The organism is Pedobacter sp. CG_S7 (genome assembly GCF_040544395.1).
Classification (GTDB): Bacteria; Bacteroidota; Bacteroidia; order Sphingobacteriales; family Sphingobacteriaceae; genus Pedobacter.
The window spans coordinates 358,761-379,978 of the sequence record NZ_JBEONS010000001.1; the positions used below are offsets into that span (position 1 = coordinate 358,761).

Annotated in this window: 20 protein-coding genes; 16 read left to right on the forward strand and 4 right to left on the reverse strand. The window is 37.2% G+C overall.

Going from position 1 to position 21,218, the window contains the following annotated elements:
* Nucleotides 1-12 precede the first annotated feature (12 nt).
* Together AAKU52_RS01625 and AAKU52_RS01630 are read left to right on the forward strand one after the other, a co-directional pair.
* Nucleotides 13-1,050, forward strand: coding sequence for a sugar phosphate isomerase/epimerase family protein (locus tag AAKU52_RS01625; protein WP_354329510.1), 1,038 nt, complete (start codon nt 13-15; stop codon nt 1,048-1,050).
* A gap of 28 nt (nt 1,051-1,078) precedes the next feature.
* Nucleotides 1,079-2,236, forward strand: a complete 1,158-nt coding sequence (locus AAKU52_RS01630; protein ID WP_354329512.1) for a Gfo/Idh/MocA family protein — start codon at nt 1,079-1,081, stop codon at nt 2,234-2,236.
* 123 nt (nt 2,237-2,359) lie between these two features.
* Here the strand turns inward: AAKU52_RS01630 and AAKU52_RS01635 are convergent, their stop codons facing one another.
* Genes AAKU52_RS01635 through yihA form a run of 4 tightly spaced genes read right to left on the reverse strand, consistent with a single transcriptional unit; the run spans nt 2,360 to nt 7,640 of the window.
* A complete protein-coding gene (locus tag AAKU52_RS01635; RefSeq protein WP_354329514.1) occupies nt 2,360-4,309 on the reverse strand; it encodes an amino acid permease in 1,950 nt (649 codons plus the stop codon).
* A 54-nt stretch (nt 4,310-4,363) separates the two neighbouring features.
* The gene (locus AAKU52_RS01640) at nt 4,364-6,079 is read right to left on the reverse strand and encodes a M3 family oligoendopeptidase (RefSeq protein WP_354329516.1); all 1,716 of its coding nucleotides are present in this window, start codon (nt 6,077-6,079) and stop codon (nt 4,364-4,366) included.
* A gap of 5 nt (nt 6,080-6,084) precedes the next feature.
* Nucleotides 6,085-6,951, reverse strand: a complete 867-nt coding sequence (locus tag AAKU52_RS01645; protein ID WP_354329518.1) for a UbiA-like polyprenyltransferase — start codon at nt 6,949-6,951, stop codon at nt 6,085-6,087.
* A 53-nt stretch (nt 6,952-7,004) separates the two neighbouring features.
* A complete protein-coding gene (yihA, locus tag AAKU52_RS01650; RefSeq protein WP_354329520.1) occupies nt 7,005-7,640 on the reverse strand; it encodes a ribosome biogenesis GTP-binding protein YihA/YsxC in 636 nt (211 codons plus the stop codon).
* 53 nt (nt 7,641-7,693) lie between these two features.
* Between yihA and ubiE the strand changes: the two genes are divergently transcribed.
* The 14 genes from ubiE (at nt 7,694) to AAKU52_RS01720 (ending at nt 21,149) form a co-directional block, all read left to right on the forward strand.
* Nucleotides 7,694-8,425, forward strand: coding sequence for a bifunctional demethylmenaquinone methyltransferase/2-methoxy-6-polyprenyl-1,4-benzoquinol methylase UbiE (gene ubiE / locus AAKU52_RS01655; RefSeq protein WP_354329522.1), 732 nt, complete (start codon nt 7,694-7,696; stop codon nt 8,423-8,425).
* 27 nt (nt 8,426-8,452) lie between these two features.
* Nucleotides 8,453-9,202 (forward strand): type IX secretion/gliding motility protein PorT/SprT, encoded by a 750-nt coding sequence (porT, locus tag AAKU52_RS01660; protein ID WP_354329524.1) that lies wholly within the window; start codon nt 8,453-8,455, stop codon nt 9,200-9,202.
* Between the two features lie 46 nt (nt 9,203-9,248).
* On the forward strand, nt 9,249-10,010 hold the full coding sequence (locus tag AAKU52_RS01665; RefSeq protein ID WP_354329526.1) for an SDR family NAD(P)-dependent oxidoreductase: 762 nt from the start codon (nt 9,249-9,251) through the stop codon (nt 10,008-10,010).
* Nucleotides 10,011-10,013: 3 nt separating this feature from the next.
* A complete protein-coding gene (locus AAKU52_RS01670; RefSeq protein WP_354329529.1) occupies nt 10,014-10,460 on the forward strand; it encodes a GatB/YqeY domain-containing protein in 447 nt (148 codons plus the stop codon).
* Between the two features lie 101 nt (nt 10,461-10,561).
* Nucleotides 10,562-11,326 carry an alpha/beta fold hydrolase gene (locus AAKU52_RS01675; RefSeq protein WP_354329531.1) on the forward strand — a complete coding sequence of 255 codons (765 nt, stop codon included), beginning with the start codon at nt 10,562-10,564 and terminating at the stop codon, nt 11,324-11,326.
* Nucleotides 11,326-11,988: a CBS domain-containing protein gene (locus AAKU52_RS01680; RefSeq protein WP_354329533.1), complete on the forward strand. Its 663-nt coding sequence runs from the start codon at nt 11,326-11,328 to the stop codon at nt 11,986-11,988. Before AAKU52_RS01675 ends, AAKU52_RS01680 begins: the two co-directional genes overlap by 1 nt.
* The gene (locus AAKU52_RS01685; RefSeq protein WP_354329535.1) at nt 11,988-12,869 is read left to right on the forward strand and encodes an NAD kinase; all 882 of its coding nucleotides are present in this window, start codon (nt 11,988-11,990) and stop codon (nt 12,867-12,869) included. Before AAKU52_RS01680 ends, AAKU52_RS01685 begins: the two co-directional genes overlap by 1 nt.
* Before the next feature lie 7 nt (nt 12,870-12,876).
* A complete protein-coding gene (porG, locus tag AAKU52_RS01690) occupies nt 12,877-13,623 on the forward strand; it encodes a type IX secretion system protein PorG (RefSeq protein WP_354329537.1) in 747 nt (248 codons plus the stop codon).
* 95 nt (nt 13,624-13,718) lie between these two features.
* Nucleotides 13,719-14,459 (forward strand): undecaprenyl pyrophosphate synthase, encoded by a 741-nt coding sequence (gene uppS / locus AAKU52_RS01695; protein WP_354329538.1) that lies wholly within the window; start codon nt 13,719-13,721, stop codon nt 14,457-14,459.
* Nucleotides 14,460-14,522: 63 nt separating this feature from the next.
* The gene (bamA, locus tag AAKU52_RS01700) at nt 14,523-17,087 is read left to right on the forward strand and encodes an outer membrane protein assembly factor BamA (protein ID WP_354329540.1); all 2,565 of its coding nucleotides are present in this window, start codon (nt 14,523-14,525) and stop codon (nt 17,085-17,087) included.
* Between the two features lie 7 nt (nt 17,088-17,094).
* Nucleotides 17,095-17,622: an OmpH/Skp family outer membrane protein gene (locus AAKU52_RS01705; RefSeq protein WP_354329629.1), complete on the forward strand. Its 528-nt coding sequence runs from the start codon at nt 17,095-17,097 to the stop codon at nt 17,620-17,622.
* A 45-nt stretch (nt 17,623-17,667) separates the two neighbouring features.
* Complete coding sequence (locus AAKU52_RS01710) at nt 17,668-18,234, forward strand: OmpH/Skp family outer membrane protein (protein ID WP_354329542.1); 567 nt, start codon at nt 17,668-17,670, stop codon at nt 18,232-18,234.
* Between the two features lie 64 nt (nt 18,235-18,298).
* The gene (gene murI / locus AAKU52_RS01715) at nt 18,299-19,126 is read left to right on the forward strand and encodes a glutamate racemase (RefSeq protein WP_354329544.1); all 828 of its coding nucleotides are present in this window, start codon (nt 18,299-18,301) and stop codon (nt 19,124-19,126) included.
* Between the two features lie 121 nt (nt 19,127-19,247).
* The gene (locus AAKU52_RS01720) at nt 19,248-21,149 is read left to right on the forward strand and encodes an amidophosphoribosyltransferase (RefSeq protein WP_354329546.1); all 1,902 of its coding nucleotides are present in this window, start codon (nt 19,248-19,250) and stop codon (nt 21,147-21,149) included.
* The last annotated feature ends 69 nt before the right edge of the window (nt 21,150-21,218 follow it).

The following is a 21,218-nucleotide window of genomic DNA, read 5'->3' on the forward strand; positions in this document are numbered from 1 at the left end:
AAAGATAATTATATGAATATGAATGAGAATAATTACCCAAAACTCCACAACGCTACTTGGCCAGGTATTGTGGGAAAGGGAACAGGTTCAGATCAAGTTATTTCTTTCGACACCATGCTGGAAAAAACTGCTGCTGCTGAAGTTGATGGAATAAAATTTGATGGTATTGATATTGGTCTTTTCGATCCACATATAGATCTGGATATGAGCGATGATGGTGTTAAGAAACTCGTTGACAAGGTATCTGCTTTAAATCTAGAAATTGGAACGTTGGTAGCCCCAATTTGGGGTGGACCTGCGATGGGCAATAAGGCAGAAAGGACTTTGTTTGTTGACACGGTTCGCAAAGCAGCTAAATTTGGTCAAAAATTACGGGCACTTGGTATTCGTTCAAATGCTGTCATTAGGATTGATTCGGCTAGTAATCTCGATGCTTGGGCGTTAGACCCAATAAATAATTCGAAATTGATTGCTCAGACTTTTCGGGAAGCATGTGATGCCGCCGCTGAATATGATGAAAGTCTCGCTGCAGAAGGGGAGATTTGTTGGGGCGGAATGCATAGTTGGAGAGCCATGGTTGATACATTAGAGGCTATTGATAGACCGAATGTAGGTTTTCAGGCTGATATGGCGCATACTTTATTGTACTTACTAGGTTTTAATAGCCCTGAAGATAGAATATTACCTAAAGATTTTGAATGGAGTGATCGCGAAACATTGAAAGAAGGATTAATTACGCTCACGAATGTGCTTCGACCGTGGACAATAGATTTTCATGTTGCGCAGAATGATGGTACTGTTTTTGGATCAGGGTCGCATGATAAAACCGGTCGTCATTGTTTGGCATTGGATCCAAATGGAAAATTGGATATTGTAAATGATGCAGGTTATTGGCTTAGAGATGAAAATAATCAGTTAACGAAAGCATTTAAACATATTTGTTGGGATGGTTGTATGTTCCCCAATGAAGTAATGCTGAAGCAACAGACTTGGAATGATATTTTAGCGACGATGATTAAGGTTCGGGAAAAACATGGATGGAGAGAATAGAAATTGCTAATTGCAAATTAACGTAACTATGGCAAAAAAAGAATTAAGAATAGGATTAATAGGATGTGGTTTTATGGGTAGAACTCATTCAAATGGGTATAATCGCATTAGGAATTTTTTTCCAGAATTAGGATATCTTCCTGTATTGAAGACCGTTTGCTCAAGGAGTGAAAAAAAAGTAAAGGCATTTGCGGAGCAATGGGGATATGAATCTATTGAAACAGATTGGAAAAAAGTAATTGCTCGTGATGATATCGACGCAATTGACATCTGTACGCCAAATGATATGCATGCAGAAATTGCAATTGCTGCTGCGGCAGCAGGAAAAATGGTTCTTTGTGAGAAGCCACTTGCCCGCAGTTTAGAGGAAGCACAGCAGATGGTAGATGCAATAGAAAAAAGCGGTGTCAAAAATATGGTTTGGTATAATTATCGTCGCCTACCCGCAGTTACTTTAGCTAAAAATATTATCGATTCAGGAAAGCTTGGAAGGATCTTTCATTATCGGGCAAATTTTTTACAAGACTGGACGATTAATGCGGACATACAACAGGGTGGTACTGACTGGCGTATGGATGCAGCTGTTGCTGGTTCTGGAGTGACGGGTGATTTATTAGCACATTGCATTGATACGGCAATGTGGCTAAATGGTGCCATTAATGATGTGTCTGCTGTTACTGAGACGTTTGTTAAACAAAGGGTTCATCAATTGACAGGTAAAATGCAACAAGTAGGAATTGATGATGCTTGTATTTTTCATTGTCATTTTGATAATGGGTCGTTGGGTTTATTTGAATCAACTCGTTATGCTCGTGGGCATAAAGCGATGTATACATTTGAAATAAATGGTGAAAAAGGATCTATACGCTGGGATTTGCAAGATTTGAACCGACTTGAATTCTTTGACCATGCAGATGATTCAAAAGTTAGAGGTTGGCGCACTATTCATGTTACAGACGGTGATCAACCATATATGAATAAATGGTGGGTTCCTGGTTTAAGTATTGGCTATGAACACAGCTTTGTTCATCAAATTGCTGATTTTCTTAAAAGCATCGAAACAGGTGAATCTTTTTCACCGAGTTTTAAGGATGCATTAGAAACACAAAAGGTTTGTGAAGCTGTTATTGATTCTGCAAATTCAAAAAGCTGGAAAGATACTTATGTAGATTGGACTGAAAGTTAATAAAATTTCCTTCACAAAAGGAAATTTCCTAAAAAAAGGTTGGTCAAATATATTTTGACCAACCTTTTTTTAGTATAAATAGATTTTTCTATTTGTTCTTAATGAAAAATCAGTGTTTCAGGTTTAACTTATCGCATTTAACTTACTGTGTTTATAACCGTACATGAAGTAAACCACCAAGCCTATTAACAACCAGATGCCAAAGCCAATCCAATTCGATATACCCAGTTCGCACATCATGTAAAGGCAACTCAATAAGCCTAAAACAGGAATCAGACTAAGGTTTTTAACGATAGAATAATAACAGATGACCACGCAAAGGATCAAGAAGATCCACATCGGTATTTTATGCATAAATAAACTCCAGCCACTATTGTATTTTTTCTGTGGGCTTACCGTTGATTCATCGATAAACTTTTGATAAGCTTTAGCATCTATATTATTTAAAAATGCTTCTGCATCAGGATTTCTTTCAATAATATTAATGCGGCTTTGCCTTTCAATAATTTGATTTTGAACTGATTTTAATTCCAGGGCATCTAAAGAAGTTACAAAACTGGTGGGGTTGTAAACCTTATCTGTATTGTAAAGAAAATTGTTACTTTCTGTTTTGTATTTGGTAAATGCCACAACAAGTATCGCAGCAAAAAATACTGGAATAATATACTTGGCGTTGGCATAAGGGATTTTAAACTTCCCTCTTTTAATATCAGGTTTATCTTGTAATACCAGTACCCCAGTACAAACCAGCACAAAGGCAAACAGTGTACCAATAGAACATAAATCGGTAACGATGGTAAGGTTCATAAATAAAGAAGGCACAGCAACCACAAAACCCACTACGATTGTTGCAAAAGAAGGGGTTTTATATTTAGGGTGTATCTTTGAAAATGATTTTGGCAATAAACCATCTCTGCTCATACTCATCCAGATGCGGGGTTGACCCATCTGGAATACCAATAGCACGCTGGCCATGGCAAATACAGCACTCACTGCAATAATGCCACTTATTGCTTTCAGGTTAACCTGGTCAAATACAAATGCTAATGGATCGCCTACGGCCAATAAACTGTAATTAACCATTCCTGTTAATACCAGTGCGATAGCTACATATAAAACTGTACAAATAATAATGGCCCACATCATTGCCCTGGGTAAATCTCTTTGAGGGTTTTTACATTCCTCTGCAGTGGTGGAAATGGCATCAAAACCAATGTAAGCAAAGAATACTGCGGACACACCTTTCAAAACACCACTCACGCCATTTGGGGCAAAAGGATTCCAATTCTCGGTATCTACGTAAAATATACCCACCGATAAGACTAATAAAATGACCGCAAGTTTAACTATTACCATCGCATTACTTGCATTTCTTGATTCTTTCATCCCCCTGTAAACCAGCCAGGTAATGAAAATGATGATGAATAGCGCAGGTAAATCAGCTACCAAATGGAAGTTGCCGATTTTTGGTGCAGTTATCCATGCATTATTTGCCATACGGGTAGCATCATCTAAATTACTAAAACTTTTTCCTGCATTTAATAAGGCTTCTGCATGTTTATGTCCGTTAAACGCACTAAGGTAATCCATTGTCATCCAATCGGGTAGATGAATACCATTGCTGATATTTAAAGCCGGAATACGGATGGATGTGAGGAGCCCGGTAAAATAGTCAGACCACGAAATGGCCACAGTGATGTTACCTATGGCATATTCCATGATTAACGACCAGCCAATAATCCAGGCTACTAATTCGCCAAAGGCGACATAAGAATAGGTGTAAGCACTGCCGGAAACCGGTACCATAGAGGCAAACTCTGCATAAGCAAAAGCAGCAAAACTACAAGCCAGTGCGGTAAATATAAAAAGAAAGATAACTGCTGGACCACCATCAGCACTTGCTTTACCAATGGTGCTAAATATTCCAGCACCTATAATGGCCGCAATTCCAAAGGCGGTTAAATCTCGAACACCCAACGTTTTACTGAGGGATGGTTCATGATCTCCATATCCCTTTTCTGCATCCGCCATTATTTTGGATATGGACTTCTTTCTTAAAAGCTTTTCAAGCATAAATTAGTGGTTATTCAGTTAAGCGTTTATCAAACATAAAAAATAGGATTGAAATTAACCTAATTTGTCCAATTCATTTTTCACAAAAGAGGCAAGCTCCTTCACGTAATCCACACTAAAATCGAATTTAATGCCTGCAGTTTCGTAAATCACATCCATTGGCTTGGTGTAACCCAGGGCTAATGCATTTAGATATTGCTGAAGTGCTTTTTCTGGATTTTCTTTGTAATTTTTCCAGATCGCTATGGCACCCAGTTGGGCAATGGCATATTCAATATAGTAAAATGGCACTTCAAAAAGGTGTAGCTGTTTTTGCCAGGTATTGCCAAAAATAGCTTCCTGATCTTCCCAATTTGAAAAACCGCCACCAAAAGTGGTATATATTTGTTTAAAAGCTTCTTCCCGATCGGCAGCATTATGACCAATATTGGTATATATCCAATGTTGAAACTTATCTATTACCGCAACCCAGGGCAAGGTTTTCAATACATCTATTAATTGTTCTTTCTTAGCCCTGATTAAATCTTCCTCCTTATCAAAATAGACAGACCAATGATCCATTGACATTAGCTCCATACTCATCGATGCCAGTTCAGCTACTTCTGAAGGGCAATGTTTAAAATCATTCAATTCTAAATTGGCATTCAGGAAAGTATGTACAGCATGGCCTCCCTCGTGTATCATAGTGGTCAAATCTCTTAAAGAGTTTGCCGAATTCATAAAAATAAATGGAGCGCCGGTTTCTGCTAAAGGGTAGTTATAGCCACCCGGTGCCTTGCCCTTACGACTTTCTACATCAAACAAATTGTTCTCTTTCATTACTGAAAGCATTTGTCCAAGTTTTGGATCTATAGCATTGAAACAGGTAATGCTTTTATCTATCAGTTCTTGTCCGTTTTGGAAAGGTTTTAATGCTGGCTTGCCACTAGTGCTCACTTCCTGATCCCAGGGTTTCAATACTTTTAAGCCTAATAATTCAGCACGTTTATCTGCCTGTTCTTTTAATATCGGCACAATTTCCTCTTCAATAGCCTGGTGGAAATCATAACAATCCTGTGGAGTGTAGTCAAACCTTCCTAATGCCTGGAACATGTAATCGCGGTAATTTTCAAAACCAGCATTTACACCCACCTGGTTTCGCATAACGATCAACTCATCAAACAAAATGTTTAATTCGTCTTTGTTTACCATGCGGCGTTGCTGAATAGTTTCCCAGGCATTTTCGCGTATCGAACGGTTCGTGTCTTTTAAAAAATTAGCGGCTTGTTCAAGTGTATATTCCTGCTCGTTTATCACCACGCTCATTGCTCCGGTAATGGATTGATAGCGCTGTTGTGCAACCTGTAATTTAGTAAATAGGGCTATGTTTTCTTCCCTGTAAATCTCCAGTGCCTTTCTTACACCGCGCAGGTATACGAAGTATTTGTCTGCATCGAGTTGGTCGATATAGTCACTGGACACCAGTTTTTGATTAAGCTGGTTGGTAAAAGGGGCTATTTTAGGCTCTATTTCAGTGGCAAAGTATTGGAATTCTTTAACTAAAGCTTCGTTTGCTGTATTGCAGGTCATTTTAATATAGCGCCATGCAAAATCTTCTTCCAATGCTTCTTCCAGCTCACTTTTATTTTTAAGCCACGTCTCAAGGCCTGCAACATCATCTATTTGTCTTGTTAACAATTCATTTAGCAGCGGGGCTAAATTATCCCATTTCATTTCCAAATCTTGTGGAATGTAATTCCTTTTCCTTTTTGGTATGGTTAGATCGATCATAAGTTTTAAATATAAAAATTAGTTCTGATAAAGGCATCTACTAAAAAACATAGAGCAAAAATCACAGAAGCATAACCATTGGTGGTAGCAAAAGCCTTATTGACCTTACTGATGTCATTGGGTTTTACCAGAAGGTGCTGGTAAATTAAGGCAAAGCAAAAGAATGCAATGCCAATATAATAAACCCATGTAAATGGAATATAAAATACAGGGATAATGACGCAAAGGGCAGAAAAAATATGCAGGACTACAGATAATTTAAGGGCGTTATTGATACCAAGTGTTGCAGGTATAGAATGCAGCTTTTCTTCTCTATCAAAATCTTCATCCTGTAGGGCATAAATAATGTCGAAACCACTAACCCAGAATAATACGGCAAAAGAATAAAGGACGGGCACAATGTTAAAGTGACCGGTTACGGCAATATAGGCTCCAATGGGAGCTAACGAAAGCCCCAAGCCCAATACCATATGGCATAAAGCTGTAAAACGTTTGGTGTAACTATAAAATAAAACAATAAACAATGCGATGGGTGATAAGTAAAGGCAAAGCGTATTGATAAAGGCTGTTGTAATGATAAATAAAAGGCAGTTAAGGATGACAAAAATTAAAGCTTCGTTGGCAGAAACTTTTCCCGCAGGAATATCGCGCATATTAGTGCGTGGATTTTTGGCATCAATATGCCTGTCGAGATAACGGTTAAATGCCATAGCAGCATTGCGTGCAAAAACCATGCACAACAATACCAAAACCAATAAATACCATTGAAAAGGGGAATCGGTAGTGATAACGCCAAGAAAAAATCCAATTAAAGCAAAAGGTAGGGCAAAAATGGAATGTGCAAAGAGCACAAGCGAGAAATATTTCTTCATCTTTTTATTCTTGTTGGAAACGTTTGACTAGGATCAATTGTTTCCTTAATTATTTAATATTCCGGAGTCTCTTTAGGTACTAAAATAGGCATAACGAAATGCTGATTAATGTCTTCAATAAATTTTAAAACTTCGTCTCTCCCTTGTCCTTTTTCTGCAGAACTGACCACATAAGGTGGTACCTCTTCAAACCAACCTTGTAGTGCTTTTTTAAATTGGGCAACATTCTGGTCTGTTTTTACCGCAGATTGCTTGTCGGCTTTTGTGAAAATTAATGCAAATGGAACCTGACATTCACCAAGCCAGCAACAGAATTCTAAATCTATCTTTTGTGGCTCCAGGCGGCTGTCGATTAAAACAAACACACACTGTAGACTTTCTCTCTTAGTGATGTAGTTACGGATAAATTTCTCCCATTTCTCGCGGCTGTTTTTGGATACTTTAGCGTAGCCATATCCAGGTAAATCTACGATATACCATTTCTCATTGATTAAAAAATGGTTGATTAACTGGGTTTTTCCCGGCCTTTGCGATGTTTTTGCCAGTCCGTGCTGGTTAACCAGCATATTGATTAACGAGGATTTTCCAACGTTTGAACGCCCGATAAAGGCATATTCCGGCATATTGGCAACCGGTAAGGGTGCAAGCTTTGTATTGCTACAAATGAATGTTGCTGATTTTATAATCATTTCACAAAGGTAGAAAATTAGTTTTCAACAATACTTATCTTTGCTGCACAACCATGAATGAAAAAATAACTCCATACCAGTCTGAATCCGCAACCAAGAAAGAACAGGTAGCAGATATGTTCAATAACATTTCCAAGACGTACGACTTCCTTAATCATTTTCTTTCTTTAGGAATTGATATTATATGGCGAAAAAAGGCCATAGGAGAGCTGAAATCGATAAAACCACGTCTGATGCTCGATGTAGCAACCGGTACTGGCGACTTCGCTTTTGAAGCAATAAAGATTTTGAAGCCAGAGAAAGTCATTGGCGTAGATATTTCTGTAGGTATGCTAGATATGGCAAGGAAAAAGATTTTGGAAAGAAATTTAAGCTCAGTTTTTTCTGTTCAAACTGGTGATTCGGAAAAATTGCAGTTTGAAGATGATCATTTTGATGCTATAACCGTTGCTTTTGGTGTCCGTAATTATGAAAATCTGGAAAAAGGACTTGCTGATATGTACCGGGTATTGAAGCCTGAAGGTAAAATTGTTATTCTTGAGTTTTCAAAACCACAGCAGTTTCCGGTAAAACAAGGGTATAATTTTTATTTCCAACATATTCTTCCTGTATTTGGGAAAATGTTTTCTAAAGATTCCCGCGCTTATACTTATCTTCCCGAATCCGTTGCTGCTTTTCCTGATGGGCAGGCTTTCACGACGTTAATGACCACCGTAGGTTTTAAAATGACTAAACAGAGGTCACTTACTTTTGGAATCTGTTCAATTTATACTGGTATTAAATAGAATTAAACAAATCCTTTAGTTGCTGTTATGAAAATAAACTTCTACTTTCTGTTTTTCTGTTTTCTTCTATGCGGTTCTGCCAAAGGGCAAAATTGGGGTCTGGACAATGATTACGAAGCTGTTCAGTTTACCTATACCCTGCAATATGTTACTTCGCAATATAAGGTTTTCCCTGCAACCGACTGGAAGGAATCGATTATGGAGGGCAATACCCAAGTTTCAACACCTTTAAATGAAATGAGATCGCCTGTTACATCTGGGTTTGCAATCGGATTGGGGGCTACTAAACACCTCAGCACGCACACCGTACTTAGGCTCGTACCTACGCTGACTTTTGCAAACCGCTTATTGAACTATAAATATCATGATGTTTTAGGGACAACACCTGAAGGAATGCCTATTTATTATAAAGAACGGAAAGTGAACGAATACCTCTTGGAATTTCCCTTGAGTCTGAAACTTAAATCAGATCGACGCGGTAATTTTGGGGTTTATATGACTGGGGGTGCAAAATATAGTACAGCTATTTTACAGGGAAAGCGTAATAATGATACAGAAAAAGTAGCCCAGGAAAAAATGTTGAAAAACAGCAGGAATTATCTTTCTTATGAAGCTGGACTAGGCATTGACTTGTATTTTAAGTTTTTAACATTGTCTCCCGAAATTAAATATTCTTCTTCATTCAACAACATTCTCAAACAGGAAAACAGTGCTTTTTCCAGGCCAATTGATAAGCTTATATTGAGAAATGTTACATTTAGTTTATATATTCAGTAAAGTTCGGGGGTAAAAAATCTTATTTTTGTGGCATAATTTTAATTTTATGGAATCAAAAACTGCATTTATCACTGGAGCCACTTCTGGAATAGGTGAGGCCTGTGCTACTTTATTTGCACAACAAGGCTATCAATTGATTTTGGTAGGCAGGCGTACAGAGCGACTTGAGAAGTTATCAAGGTACCTTGAAGATAAATATGCGATTACTGTGATGCCGCTTGTATTGGATGTGAGAAATAAAACACAGCTAAGTACAGTTCTGGAGGGGCTACCTGAAGAATGGAAAAAAGTGGCTGTGCTTGTCAATAATGCAGGCCTAAGTCAGGGACTTGATCCAATTGATAAAGGAAATACCGACGATTGGGATACTATGATCGATACCAATATGAAGGGTTTACTGTATGTTTCTAAAATTGTTTCTAATTGGATGATACCGGAAAAAAAGGGCCATATTATTAATATTGGTTCAATTGCAGGTAAGGAAGTTTATCCTAACGGAAATGTTTATTGTGCTACCAAACATGCGGTTGATGCCTTGAATATAGGAATGCGCATGGATTTGCTGCCTCATGGAATTAAAGTGACAGCTATAAACCCGGGCATGGTTGAGACCGAGTTTTCTATAGTCAGGTTTAAAGGAGATGAAGATCGTGCTAAGACTGTTTACCAGGGATTTGAGCCTTTAATGGCACAAGATATTGCAGATGCAATTTGGTTTGCGGTAAGCAGGCCTGCTCATGTAAATATTAACGACATGCTAATTATGCCAACTGCGCAGGCTTCAGCAACAATAACGCTAAAAAAATAAAATATGATATCGAATACCATAGATCAGGAAATAAAAAAAGCTATGCTAGCTAAGAATCAGGCTCAGTTGAGAGGTTTAAGAGCAATTAAAGCTGCGCTATTATTAGCAAGAACTGAAAAAGGTTCTGTAGAAGAAGTAACTGAAGATGTAGAGTTGAAAATACTTCAAAAGCTGATTAAACAGCGTAAAGAATCATCAGATATCTTCAAACAACAAGGACGGGAAGATTTAGCTTTAGTAGAGGATGAGGAAATTGAGGTAATTAATAATTTTTTGCCAAAGCAATTAGAAAAAGCTGAAGTTGAAGCCATTATTCTTGCTATTGTTAAAGAAATTGGCGCTAGTTCCATGAAAGATATGGGCAAAGTTGTCGGTCTTGCTAATAAGGAATTAGCTGGTAAAGCGGATGGAAAATTAATTGCAGAAATTGTTAAAGCGCAATTGGCATAAATTGTGTTAATAATTATAATCGTGTTTTTTTGAAAAAAATACGTCAATTGCCTTTAATTAACAAATGTCTACTAACTTAGTAGCACATCCACAAAAAAAATATGAAATACGAAGTAGTAGAAGATAATGGGTTTAGGTATATAGAAGCAGGAGCGGGTGAACCTCTTGTATTACTTCATGGTCTAATGGGTGAATTGAGTAATTGGGAGCAAACAATAGATTATTTTAAAGATCGTTATCGAGTAATTGTACCAATTTTGCCAATTTATGATTTGCCTTTATTAACTTTAGGTGTAAAGAGTTTGTCTAAATTTGTTTACCGTTTTTTGAAATTTAAGAAATTAAATCAGGTGGTGCTGATTGGAAATTCGCTAGGTGGCCATGTAGGACTGGTTTTTACAACCAACCATCAGGAAAAAGTTAAAGCACTGGTATTAACGGGTAGTTCTGGTTTATATGAAAATGCTTTTGGTGGCTCATTTCCAAAAAGAGAAAGTTACGAGTATATTAAAGAAAAGACAGCCTTTACTTTTTATGATCCTGCAACGGCAACAAAAGAATTGGTTGATGAGGTTTTTAAAACAGTAAATGAACGGTCTAAGGTGATCAGGATTTTGGCATTGGCAAAATCTGCTATCCGACATAATATGTCGAAAGATTTGTCGAAAATTACAATCCCTGTTTCTTTGATTTGGGGAATGCAGGATAAAGTTACACCTCCAGATGTAGCTCATGAGTTTCATGAGTTATTACCTAACTCTGAATTGAACTGGGTTGATAAATGTGGCCATGCCCCAATGATGGAGCAGCCAGAAATGTTTAATGAATATTTGAATACATTTTTAAATAGAATACTTTTGAAATAATGTACGCATCTGCACTCATATCTAACTCAATTCCTCCATTAAGGAGTACTGATGCTGTGCAGAAAGCTTTGGATCGCTTGTCTGATTTTAAACTTAATCACTTACCGCTTCTAAAAGATAACCAGTACCTTGGTTTGGTTGCTGAAGAAGATTTGATAGAAATCAGAGACCCACAACAAGATCTGGAAAGTTCATCTTTAACATTACTCCATTCTTTTGTTTATCCTGATGCCCATGTGTACGATGTTATCAGGTTATTTAACCAGCTTAACTTATCTGTTGTGCCTGTTTTAGATTATAGTAAAAATTATTTAGGTGTCATTTCTGTTCACAGTATTATTGGTTACACTTCTGACATTTTTGCTGTAAAAGACCCCGGTGGTATTATTGTCCTGGAAATTAGCAACAGAAACAATTCTTTATCACACATGGCGCAAATTGTGGAGGCTGATAATGCGCAGATTCTTTCTTCTTATGTGCAGTCTTTTTCAGATTCAACGAAACTGGAAGTCACTTTAAAAATAAATAAAACAGAATTATCTGGCATCATTGCATCCTTTGAGCGGTATGACTATCAGGTCAAAGCTGTTTTTAACAGTACGGCTACAGATGAAGGTACTGAAGACCGGTTTAATTCTTTCATGAATTACTTAAACGTATAATGAGGATTGCAATTTACGGAAGGGAGTTTAACAACACCGTTTTGCCTTATGTTAAGGAAGTTTTTAATGCCCTTGAACAGAATAATATTCAAACCATTGTCTACGACAAATTCCACCAGTTTATTGCTGATAAAGTAAGTTTACCAGAAACGGTTAAAACTTTTGATGGCAATGCTGCCCTCGTTGGTCAGGCAGATTTGCTGATCAGTTTAGGTGGCGATGGTACTTTACTGGATACAATGGCATTAGTGAGGGAATCTGGAATTCCTGTAATTGGAATTAATTTTGGTAGACTGGGTTTTCTGGCAAGTGTTAATAAGGATGATATCAGTATCGCTATTATAGCACTTTTGAATAATCAGTTTTCTCTAGACCGTCGAAGTTTGTTGCGTTTGGAGTCAGAAAATAATCTTTTTGGTGAAGAGAATTTTGCTCTAAATGACATTACCATTCATCGCAGGGATGATTCTGCCATGATGCTGGTTAATGCTTACATGAATAAGGAGTTTATTAACTCCTATTGGGCTGATGGGTTAATTATTGCCACTTCCACAGGGTCTACGGCTTATTCATTGAGCTGCGGCGGACCTATTATTTACCCAAGTTCGCAAAGTTTTGTAATTACCCCTGTAGCGCCACATAACCTGAATGTTAGGCCACTGATTGTTCCTGATAATGTTTCTTTAACTTTTGAAGTGGAGGCACGAAGTGCCAAATTCCTTGTATCTTGTGATTCCAGAACGGAAACCGTAGATAAAAGTGTTAAAATCACGGTTAAAAAGGCTGATTTTGATGTGAATTTGATCCGTTTAAATCAGGAAAGCTATTTAACTACCTTAAGGAAAAAACTTCTTTGGGGTATTGATACGCGTAATTATTAACATACTCATGAAAAGACACGGACTTTTATTTGTGGCTCTGCTTTGCTGCGGAATTACGGTGCATGCTCAGAACTGGGAAATTGGTTTAGGTGCTGGTGCAGCAGGTTATATGGGAGATTTAAATAAAAATAACCCGGTTAAGTTTTCCGGGTCTTCTGTTGGTGGCTTTATTAAGCTTAACCTTGATCCTTTTTGGGGGCTTGGTCTTCATTACACTTATGGCCGTATTAAAGGTGAAAATGAACAGGATTTGAAATTCTTTTCTCCCATTCATGAAGTAAGTGCCCTGGTGGATTTTAACTTTTTTGACTTTTTTGCCGGTGGTGGAAACAGACGTTTTACGCCGTATGTTTACGCAGGACTGGGTGGTGTTATCTTTAACCCTAAACGGAAAGTTGAGGATGAGGTGAGGTATTTAAGGTTATACCGAACCGAAGATCAATTTTATCCTTATAAAAATTATGCTGTAAGCATTCCTTATGGGGCCGGTGTTAAATTTAAAGCGAAAACTAATTTTACCTTATTTGCACAACTGGGCTACAGGACTGCTTATACCGATTATCTTGATGATGTAAGTGGTAAATACAGGCGTATAACTGATGGTAATTCAGATCGTATATTTCTAGGAAACCCTTCCGGAGACCTTAGTAATATTGGATCTCAAAGAGGAGACTCCAGAACAAAAGATACCTATATGTTTACCCAAGTTGGCGTTACTTACACCTTTTTGTGCAAGAATTGTTCGGTCTTTTAGCATCAATTACATATAAATAAGTTATTAATCATAGAAAATTTTACCTTTGTGTCCCAAAAATGTTATACTTTTTTGGATCATTTTCATATAGTTAGATGGGATTTAAAGAACAAATTGACCTTACGCGGTTACCTGAACACATTGCAATTATTATGGATGGTAATGGACGATGGGCAAAAAATCAAGGTAAGTTTAGAGTTTTTGGTCATGAGAATGGTGTGCTGTCTGTAAAAGATATAGTGGAGGGGTGTGCAGATATCGGCATAAAATACCTGACTATTTATACTTTTTCAACAGAAAACTGGAACAGACCTATTGAAGAAGTAAATGCCTTAATGGAGATTTTTATTTCTACGATTAACCAGGAAACACCCCGATTGACCAAAAACAACATTAGGCTCAATGCTATTGGCGATCTGGCATCACTACCTCAAAAATGTATCGAGGACTTGAAAAGTGCAATGGATAAGACTGCGAATAATACCCGCTGCACTTTAACATTAGCTTTGAGTTACAGTGCAAGGTGGGAAATTACTGAAGCAGCTAAAAAACTTGCCCAACAAGCGTTTGATCAAAAAATAAATATCAGCGATATCAAAGAAGAAGACTTCTCGGCTCAGCTTACAACACGTAATATGCCTGATCCAGAATTGATGATCAGGACCAGCGGAGAGCACCGCATCAGTAATTTTTTATTGTGGCAAATGGCCTATACTGAATTGTATTTTACCGAAACTTTATGGCCTGACTTTAGACAGGAAGACCTGTTTGAAGCAATTGTAGACTACCAAAAACGTGAAAGACGCTTTGGTAAAATTAGTGAACAACTGAACTAATTTTACTTTTAACACTTTTTAACATGTGTTTAAATTAACTTAGCGACGATTTTTAGAAAGTAAATGAAAAGAATATACCAACTTATACTATTGTTATTGTTCGGTTTACCAACAATGGCACAGATCACACGTCCACCGGCAAACCCAGCAACACCTACGTTGAAGGTTGAAGGATTGAACATGGATTATTTTAGCCCTAAAGAATATATCATTGGCGGTACCACTTTAATTGGTGCAAAGCATTTAGATAAAGAAGTAATTATTACTTTATCTAAATTGATAAAAGGAGAAACAATTACTCTTCCTGGTGATGCAACTGGTAATGCCATAAAGAACCTTTGGGCACAAGGGTTATTTGATGACGTAAGACTTGATGTTTCTAAATTGGACGGCGACACGGTCTATTTTGAGATCGAAGTGACAGAACGTCCACGTTTAAGTTCTTTTGAATTGCTTGGTGTAAGTAAATCTCAGAAAACAGATATCACAGAAAAATTAAATGCCAGAACAGGTAAAACTGTTGTCAATGAAAATCTTTATAACACCACTACCAATACCATTACTAAATACCTCTCTGAAAAAGGGTACTTCTTTACTAAGGTAGATTTTAAGAGTCTTCCAGATCCTAACCAGGATAACAGTGTTATTTTGCAGGTATCAATAGATAAGGGTAATAAAGTAAAGGTGCATGAAATTAACTTTACTGGTAACGAAGTGTTTTCTGATGCTAAACTCCGCAAGTACCTGAAAAAAACTAAACAACAAGCTTTCTATAAAATATTTGGTTCTGGTAAATTTAACCAAACTAAATATGATGAGGATAAGTTGAAAATGGTTTCCAAAATGCAAGAGGCAGGCTACCGTGATGCAGCTGTTATAAAAGACAGTGTTTATAAGTACAACGATAAATCTGTAGGTATAAAACTGGATGTTTTTGAAGGACCTAAATATTACTTCGGTGATATTACCTGGTCTGGCAATGCCAAATATGCTACTAAAGATCTTGAAAAAGTTTTAGGTATTGAAAAAGGCGAAGTTTTTAGTGAAGAAAAACTGGAGAAAAGATTAAGAGGTACTGGAAATAGTGATGATGTTTCCAGCATTTACTTGAATGATGGTTATTTAACCTTTAATGTTGATCCTGTTCAGACTAAAATTCATGGTGATACAGTAGATTTAGAAATGCGCATTTACGAAGGTCCTCAGTATACCAATAACAGGATTACTGTAAAAGGTAATACCATCACCAATGATCGTGTTGTTTTGAGAGAGATCAGGACTAAACCCGGAGATAAATTTTCTAAAGAATTGTTAGTTCGTACGGTAAGAGAGATTGGTCAATTGGGTAACTTTGATGAATCGAAAACGGTTCCTACACCTAAACCAAATCCTGCTGATGGTACAGTAGATATTGAATATGCCGTTGAAGAAAAACCTTCTGATCAGATTGAGCTTTCAGGTGGTTTTGGTGGTGGCCGTATTATTGGTACATTAGGCTTAACTTTCAATAACTTCTCCTTAAGAAACCTATTTAATTTAAAAGCTTATAAGCCGCTTCCAAAAGGTGATGGGCAGAAATTAAGTTTACGTGGACAAACCAACGGTAAGCAATACCAATCTTATAGTTTCTCTTTCTCTGAACCCTGGTTAGGTGGTAAAAAACCAATTAGCTTTGGAGTAAGTGCTTTTACCTCTTTATCATCAAACGGTGGTAGTGGTTATTATGGGGTAAGCGAAGATAATCCTAATTATCAGAAAATACGTTTAAATGGAGTTACAGTAAGTTTAGGAAGAAGGTTGAACTGGCCGGATAACTATTTCCAGTTAACCCACTCTATTAATGCGCAACAGTATGTTTTGAATAACTATCCAGGTTACAAATTCAGTACCGGAACTTCCTATAACTTTAACTTAACACAGGAGCTGAGCAGGGATTCAAGAGATTCTCCTATTTTCCCAACAGGAGGTTCATTATTCAAGTTCACTATTCAAGCTACACCTCCTTATTCCTTATTGAACAATACCAATTACGCAACAGCATCAGATAAACAGAAATATAAGTTCACTGAATACCACAAGTGGAAATTTGAATCACAGTGGTTTCAAAGAATTACTGGTAAATTAGTATTAATGTCGCAAGCACAATTTGGTTTCTTAGGTACCTATAATAGTAGTGTTGGCCAGTCTGCATTTGAGCGTTTCAAATTGGGTGGTGATGGTATGCAAGGTTTTGACTTTTTACAAGGTTCCGAATTAATCAAAATGCGTGGGTATGCAAACAACGTAGTAATACCAGTTGGTGCCGAGCCAAATATTGCACAAAATTCAGGTAGCCCAATTTTTACAAAATATGTTTTAGAATTAAGGTACCCGGTTATTGCAAGTCAGCAGGCAACTGCTTATATTGTGGGCTTTGCAGAGGGTGGTAATACCTGGAACTCATTTAAAGATTACAATCCATTTAATGTAAGGAGATCTGCAGGTATTGGTGCTAGAATATTCCTTCCTATATTTGGAATGTTAGGTATTGATTATGGTCATGCTTTTGATGCCATTCCAGGAGTACCGGATGGTGGTAAACAAAATTTTACTTTTAGTATTGCACAACAATTAGGCGGATTTAATTAACAAGATGATGAAAAAATACATTTTATTAAGTTTACTTTTTTTTACCGGGATGGGCGCTTTTGCACAAAAGTTTGCTTACGTAGATACGGAATATATCTTAAAACATTTACCGGAATATAAAGCCGCGTTAAATCAGCTAAATGTTTCTTCAGAGCAATTTCAGAAACAATTAGACGTTAAATTCTCTGTAATCGATGGGATGTATAAAGCTTACCAGGCCGATCAGGTTTTATTAACTGACGATATGCGCAAGCGCAGGGAGAATGATATTATAGAGAAGGAAAAAGAGGCAAAAGAATTCCAACGCCAAAAGTTCGGTTCTGACGGTGATCTTTTTCAGTCCAGAGTTAAGCTCCTTAATCCGATACAAGAAAAAGTAAGTAAAACTATTGCCGATTTTGCAAAAAGTAAAGGTTTAGATTTTATTTTTGATAAAAGCAGTGAAGCAACAATGATGATCTATGCGAGTAGTAATTATGACTTGAGCAAAGATATAGTGATAAAACTGGGATACAAACCAGGTAAGGTTGACTAAAAATAAATAATATAAAATTTAAAACAAAAACTAACAAAAATAGAAATGAGAAAGTTAATTAATGTATTCTTTGTAGCGGTAGGTTTGTTGTTAACGGCTAACTTAGCTAATGCACAACAAAAAATAGGGCACTTAAATTCAGAAGAGATTTTTGCAGTAATGAATGAAGCAAAAACTGCTCAAACTACACTTGAAACTTTGGGTAAAACCAAACAAGCTGAAATCACTAAAATGCAGAACGAGTACCAAACAAAGTATGAAGCTGCCGTAGCAAAAAACAAAACTTTAAGCGAAGCAAATAAAGAGACCGTTACGAAAGAATTGCAAGTAATGGGCGAAGAGTTACAAGGTATGGAAAAACGCATTAATGATGCCCGTACTAAAGCTCAACAAGAAGTAGCAACTAAACAAAGTGAATTGTTTCTTCCAATTAATCAAAAATTCGAAACGGCTGTTAAAGCGGTAGCTAAAGAAAAAAGCTTAGCTTATGTGTTTGACATTGCGGCACAACAAGGTGCTAACAATTTATTATATTCTGATGGTGGCGATGATATTACTGCTGCGGTGAGAACTAAATTAGGAATTACTGCTGCTGCAGCTCCTAAGAAATAATTAAGTAAAAAATATCTAATTTGCGGGATAGTGCGATAAAGCGCTATCCCGCTTTTTTTTTGTCATGAGCAATACGAATTCTATAGGTGTTTTTGATTCTGGTTATGGTGGTTTAACGGTGTTTAAATCTATTATTAAGGAACTTCCGGATTACAATTATATATACTTGGGCGACAATGCCCGGGCGCCTTATGGTGATCATTCTTTTGAAATTGTATACCAATACACATTGCAATGTGTAGAGTGGTTATTTGCCCAGGGTTGTCCTTTGGTAATCCTGGCCTGCAATACGGCTTCGGCAAAAGCCTTGCGCTCCATACAGCAGCATGTACTGCCTTTTAAATATCCCGATCACCGTGTGTTGGGTGTTATAAGACCAACGGCCGAAGTTATCGGCGCTTATACACAGTCCAGAACTATTGGCGTAATGGGCACAAGAGGCACCGTAAATTCTGAATCTTATCCTATAGAAATCAAAAAGTTCTTTCCTGATGTAAAAGTGGTGCAGCAAAGCTGCCCAATGTTGGTGCCGTTGATTGAAAATAATGAACACCTCACTTCCGGGGCAAATCATTTTGTGAAGAAGTACCTCGATGAATTGTTTTTGCAAGCCCCAAATTTAGATTGTATACTATTAGCTTGTACGCATTATCCGTTAATTATACCTAAACTTCAACAGTTTCTACCCACAAATATGCAGGTCCTTTCTCAGGGAGCTATTGTTGCCTCCAGTTTGGTTACTTACCTAAAAAACCACCCCGAGATGGAGCGAAAAATTGGAAGAACAGGCTATAAACAGTTTTTCACCTCCGGAGATCCGGAAGTTTTTGACAACAGGGCATCTTTGTTTTTTGGTGAAAATATTCATTCCAAACAGATGAAATTGCAATAAAATTGGTTATTGCTATCCTGAGTGAGGTTTTTCGGCCTTTCGTCAGTTCAATGAAAGAATGTATTTCTTACTAGGTTCTAAATTTATATAACTGTAAATTTGCGGCTCAATTAACACACCCATGAGCGAGCAGATCAAACACGAATGCGGAATTGCTTTTATCCGTTTGCTAAAGCCATTATCTTTCTACCAGGAAAAATATGGAACAGCACTTTACGGATTAAATAAGCTATACCTTTTGATGGAAAAACAGCATAACCGCGGTCAGGATGGCGCCGGAATTGCAACCATAAAGCTAGATGTTAAACCCGGGCACCGCTATATTAGCCGTTACCGTTCCATGGCACAAAATGCTGTTGCCGATATCTTTGGTTATGTACAGAGCAAATTTGTAGCTATTCAAAATGAAACTCCTGAACTGATGGAGGACACTGAATGGTTAAAAGCTAACGTAAGTTTTATTGGTGAGGTGTTGTTAGGCCACCTGCGCTATGGTACTCACGGAAAAAACAGTATAGAAAACTGTCACCCTTTTTTGCGCCAAAATAATTGGATGACACGTAATCTTGTCATCGCTGGTAACTTTAACATGACTAATGTTGATGAGTTATTGGAGCAGTTATATGAACTTGGGCAGCATCCTAAAGAGCAGGCAGATACAGTTACTGTTCTCGAAAAGATTGGCCATTTCCTGGATGAAGAGAATCAGGAGTTATTTGATGCGTATAAAAAAGAAGGTTACGATAACATAGAGATTACCCACAAAATATCAGATGCCTTGAATATCGCTCATATTCTTCGCCGTTCTGCAAAAACATGGGATGGTGGATATGCCATTTCTGGAATAGTTGGTAACGGTGATGCTTTTGTATTACGTGACCCTTCAGGTATCCGCCCTGCTTTCTATTATGCTGATGATGAAATTGTAGTTGCAGCATCAGAAAGACCTGCCATTCAAACGGCTTTCAACATTAATTTTAATGATATAAAGGAAATTGAACCTGGTCATGCTTTAATTGTTAAAAAGAATGGTAAAGTTACCCAGGAAATTTTTAGGGAGCCACAGGAAAAAAGAGCTTGTTCTTTTGAAAGGATTTATTTCTCCAGAGGAAGTGATGCAGATATTTATAAGGAAAGAAAATATTTAGGTAAATTACTTTGCAAGCAGATTTTAAATGCTGTAGATGGCGACCTTAAAAATACCGTTTTCTCTTTTATTCCAAATACTGCAGAGGTTTCTTTTTATGGAATGGTAGAAGGCTTGCATGAGCATATTCGTACCACTCAAAAAGATGCTTTACTACACCGTAAAGATCAGCTTACCGATCAAGAGCTAGATGACTTGCTTTCGTTAACACCACGTGTAGAGAAACTTGCTATCAAAGATGTAAAACTGAGAACCTTTATTACACAAGATGCCGACCGTGGTGACATGGTTGCTCATGTTTATGATACAACTTATGGTTTAATTAAAAACCATACCGATACTTTGGTTGCTGTTGATGACTCTATTGTTAGGGGTACAACTTTAAAACAAAGTATAATTAAAATATTTGACAGGCTTCATCCTAAAAAGGTAATCATCGTTTCCTCGGCACCACAAATCCGGTATCCTGATTGCTATGGTATCGATATGTCTAAAATGGGCGAATTTGTTGCTTTTGAAGCTGCCATACAACTCTTAAAATTAAGAGGTTTGGAACAGGTTATTGAAGATGTTTATCAAAAGTGTAAAGCTTCACTTCTTTTACCAAAAGAAGAAATTACCAATTATGTGAAAGAGATTTACAGACCTTTTAAACAAGAAGAGATTTCTGCTCAAATCACCAAAATTATTACGCCAGAAGGTACAAATGCAGAGGTTCAGGTAATTTATCAAACTTTAGATAACCTGCATATTGCGTGTCCAAATCATAAAGGTGATTGGTATTTTTCTGGAAACTATCCAACACCAGGGGGTAACAGGGTAGTAAACAAAGCTTTCGTTAACTGGAAAGAAGGAAACAACCAAAGAGCTTATTAAGAGGTAAAGGGGCAATTTATTTTAGCACTTAAGCTGCTTGGTTAAAATTTAAGCAGTAGTTATTTTAAC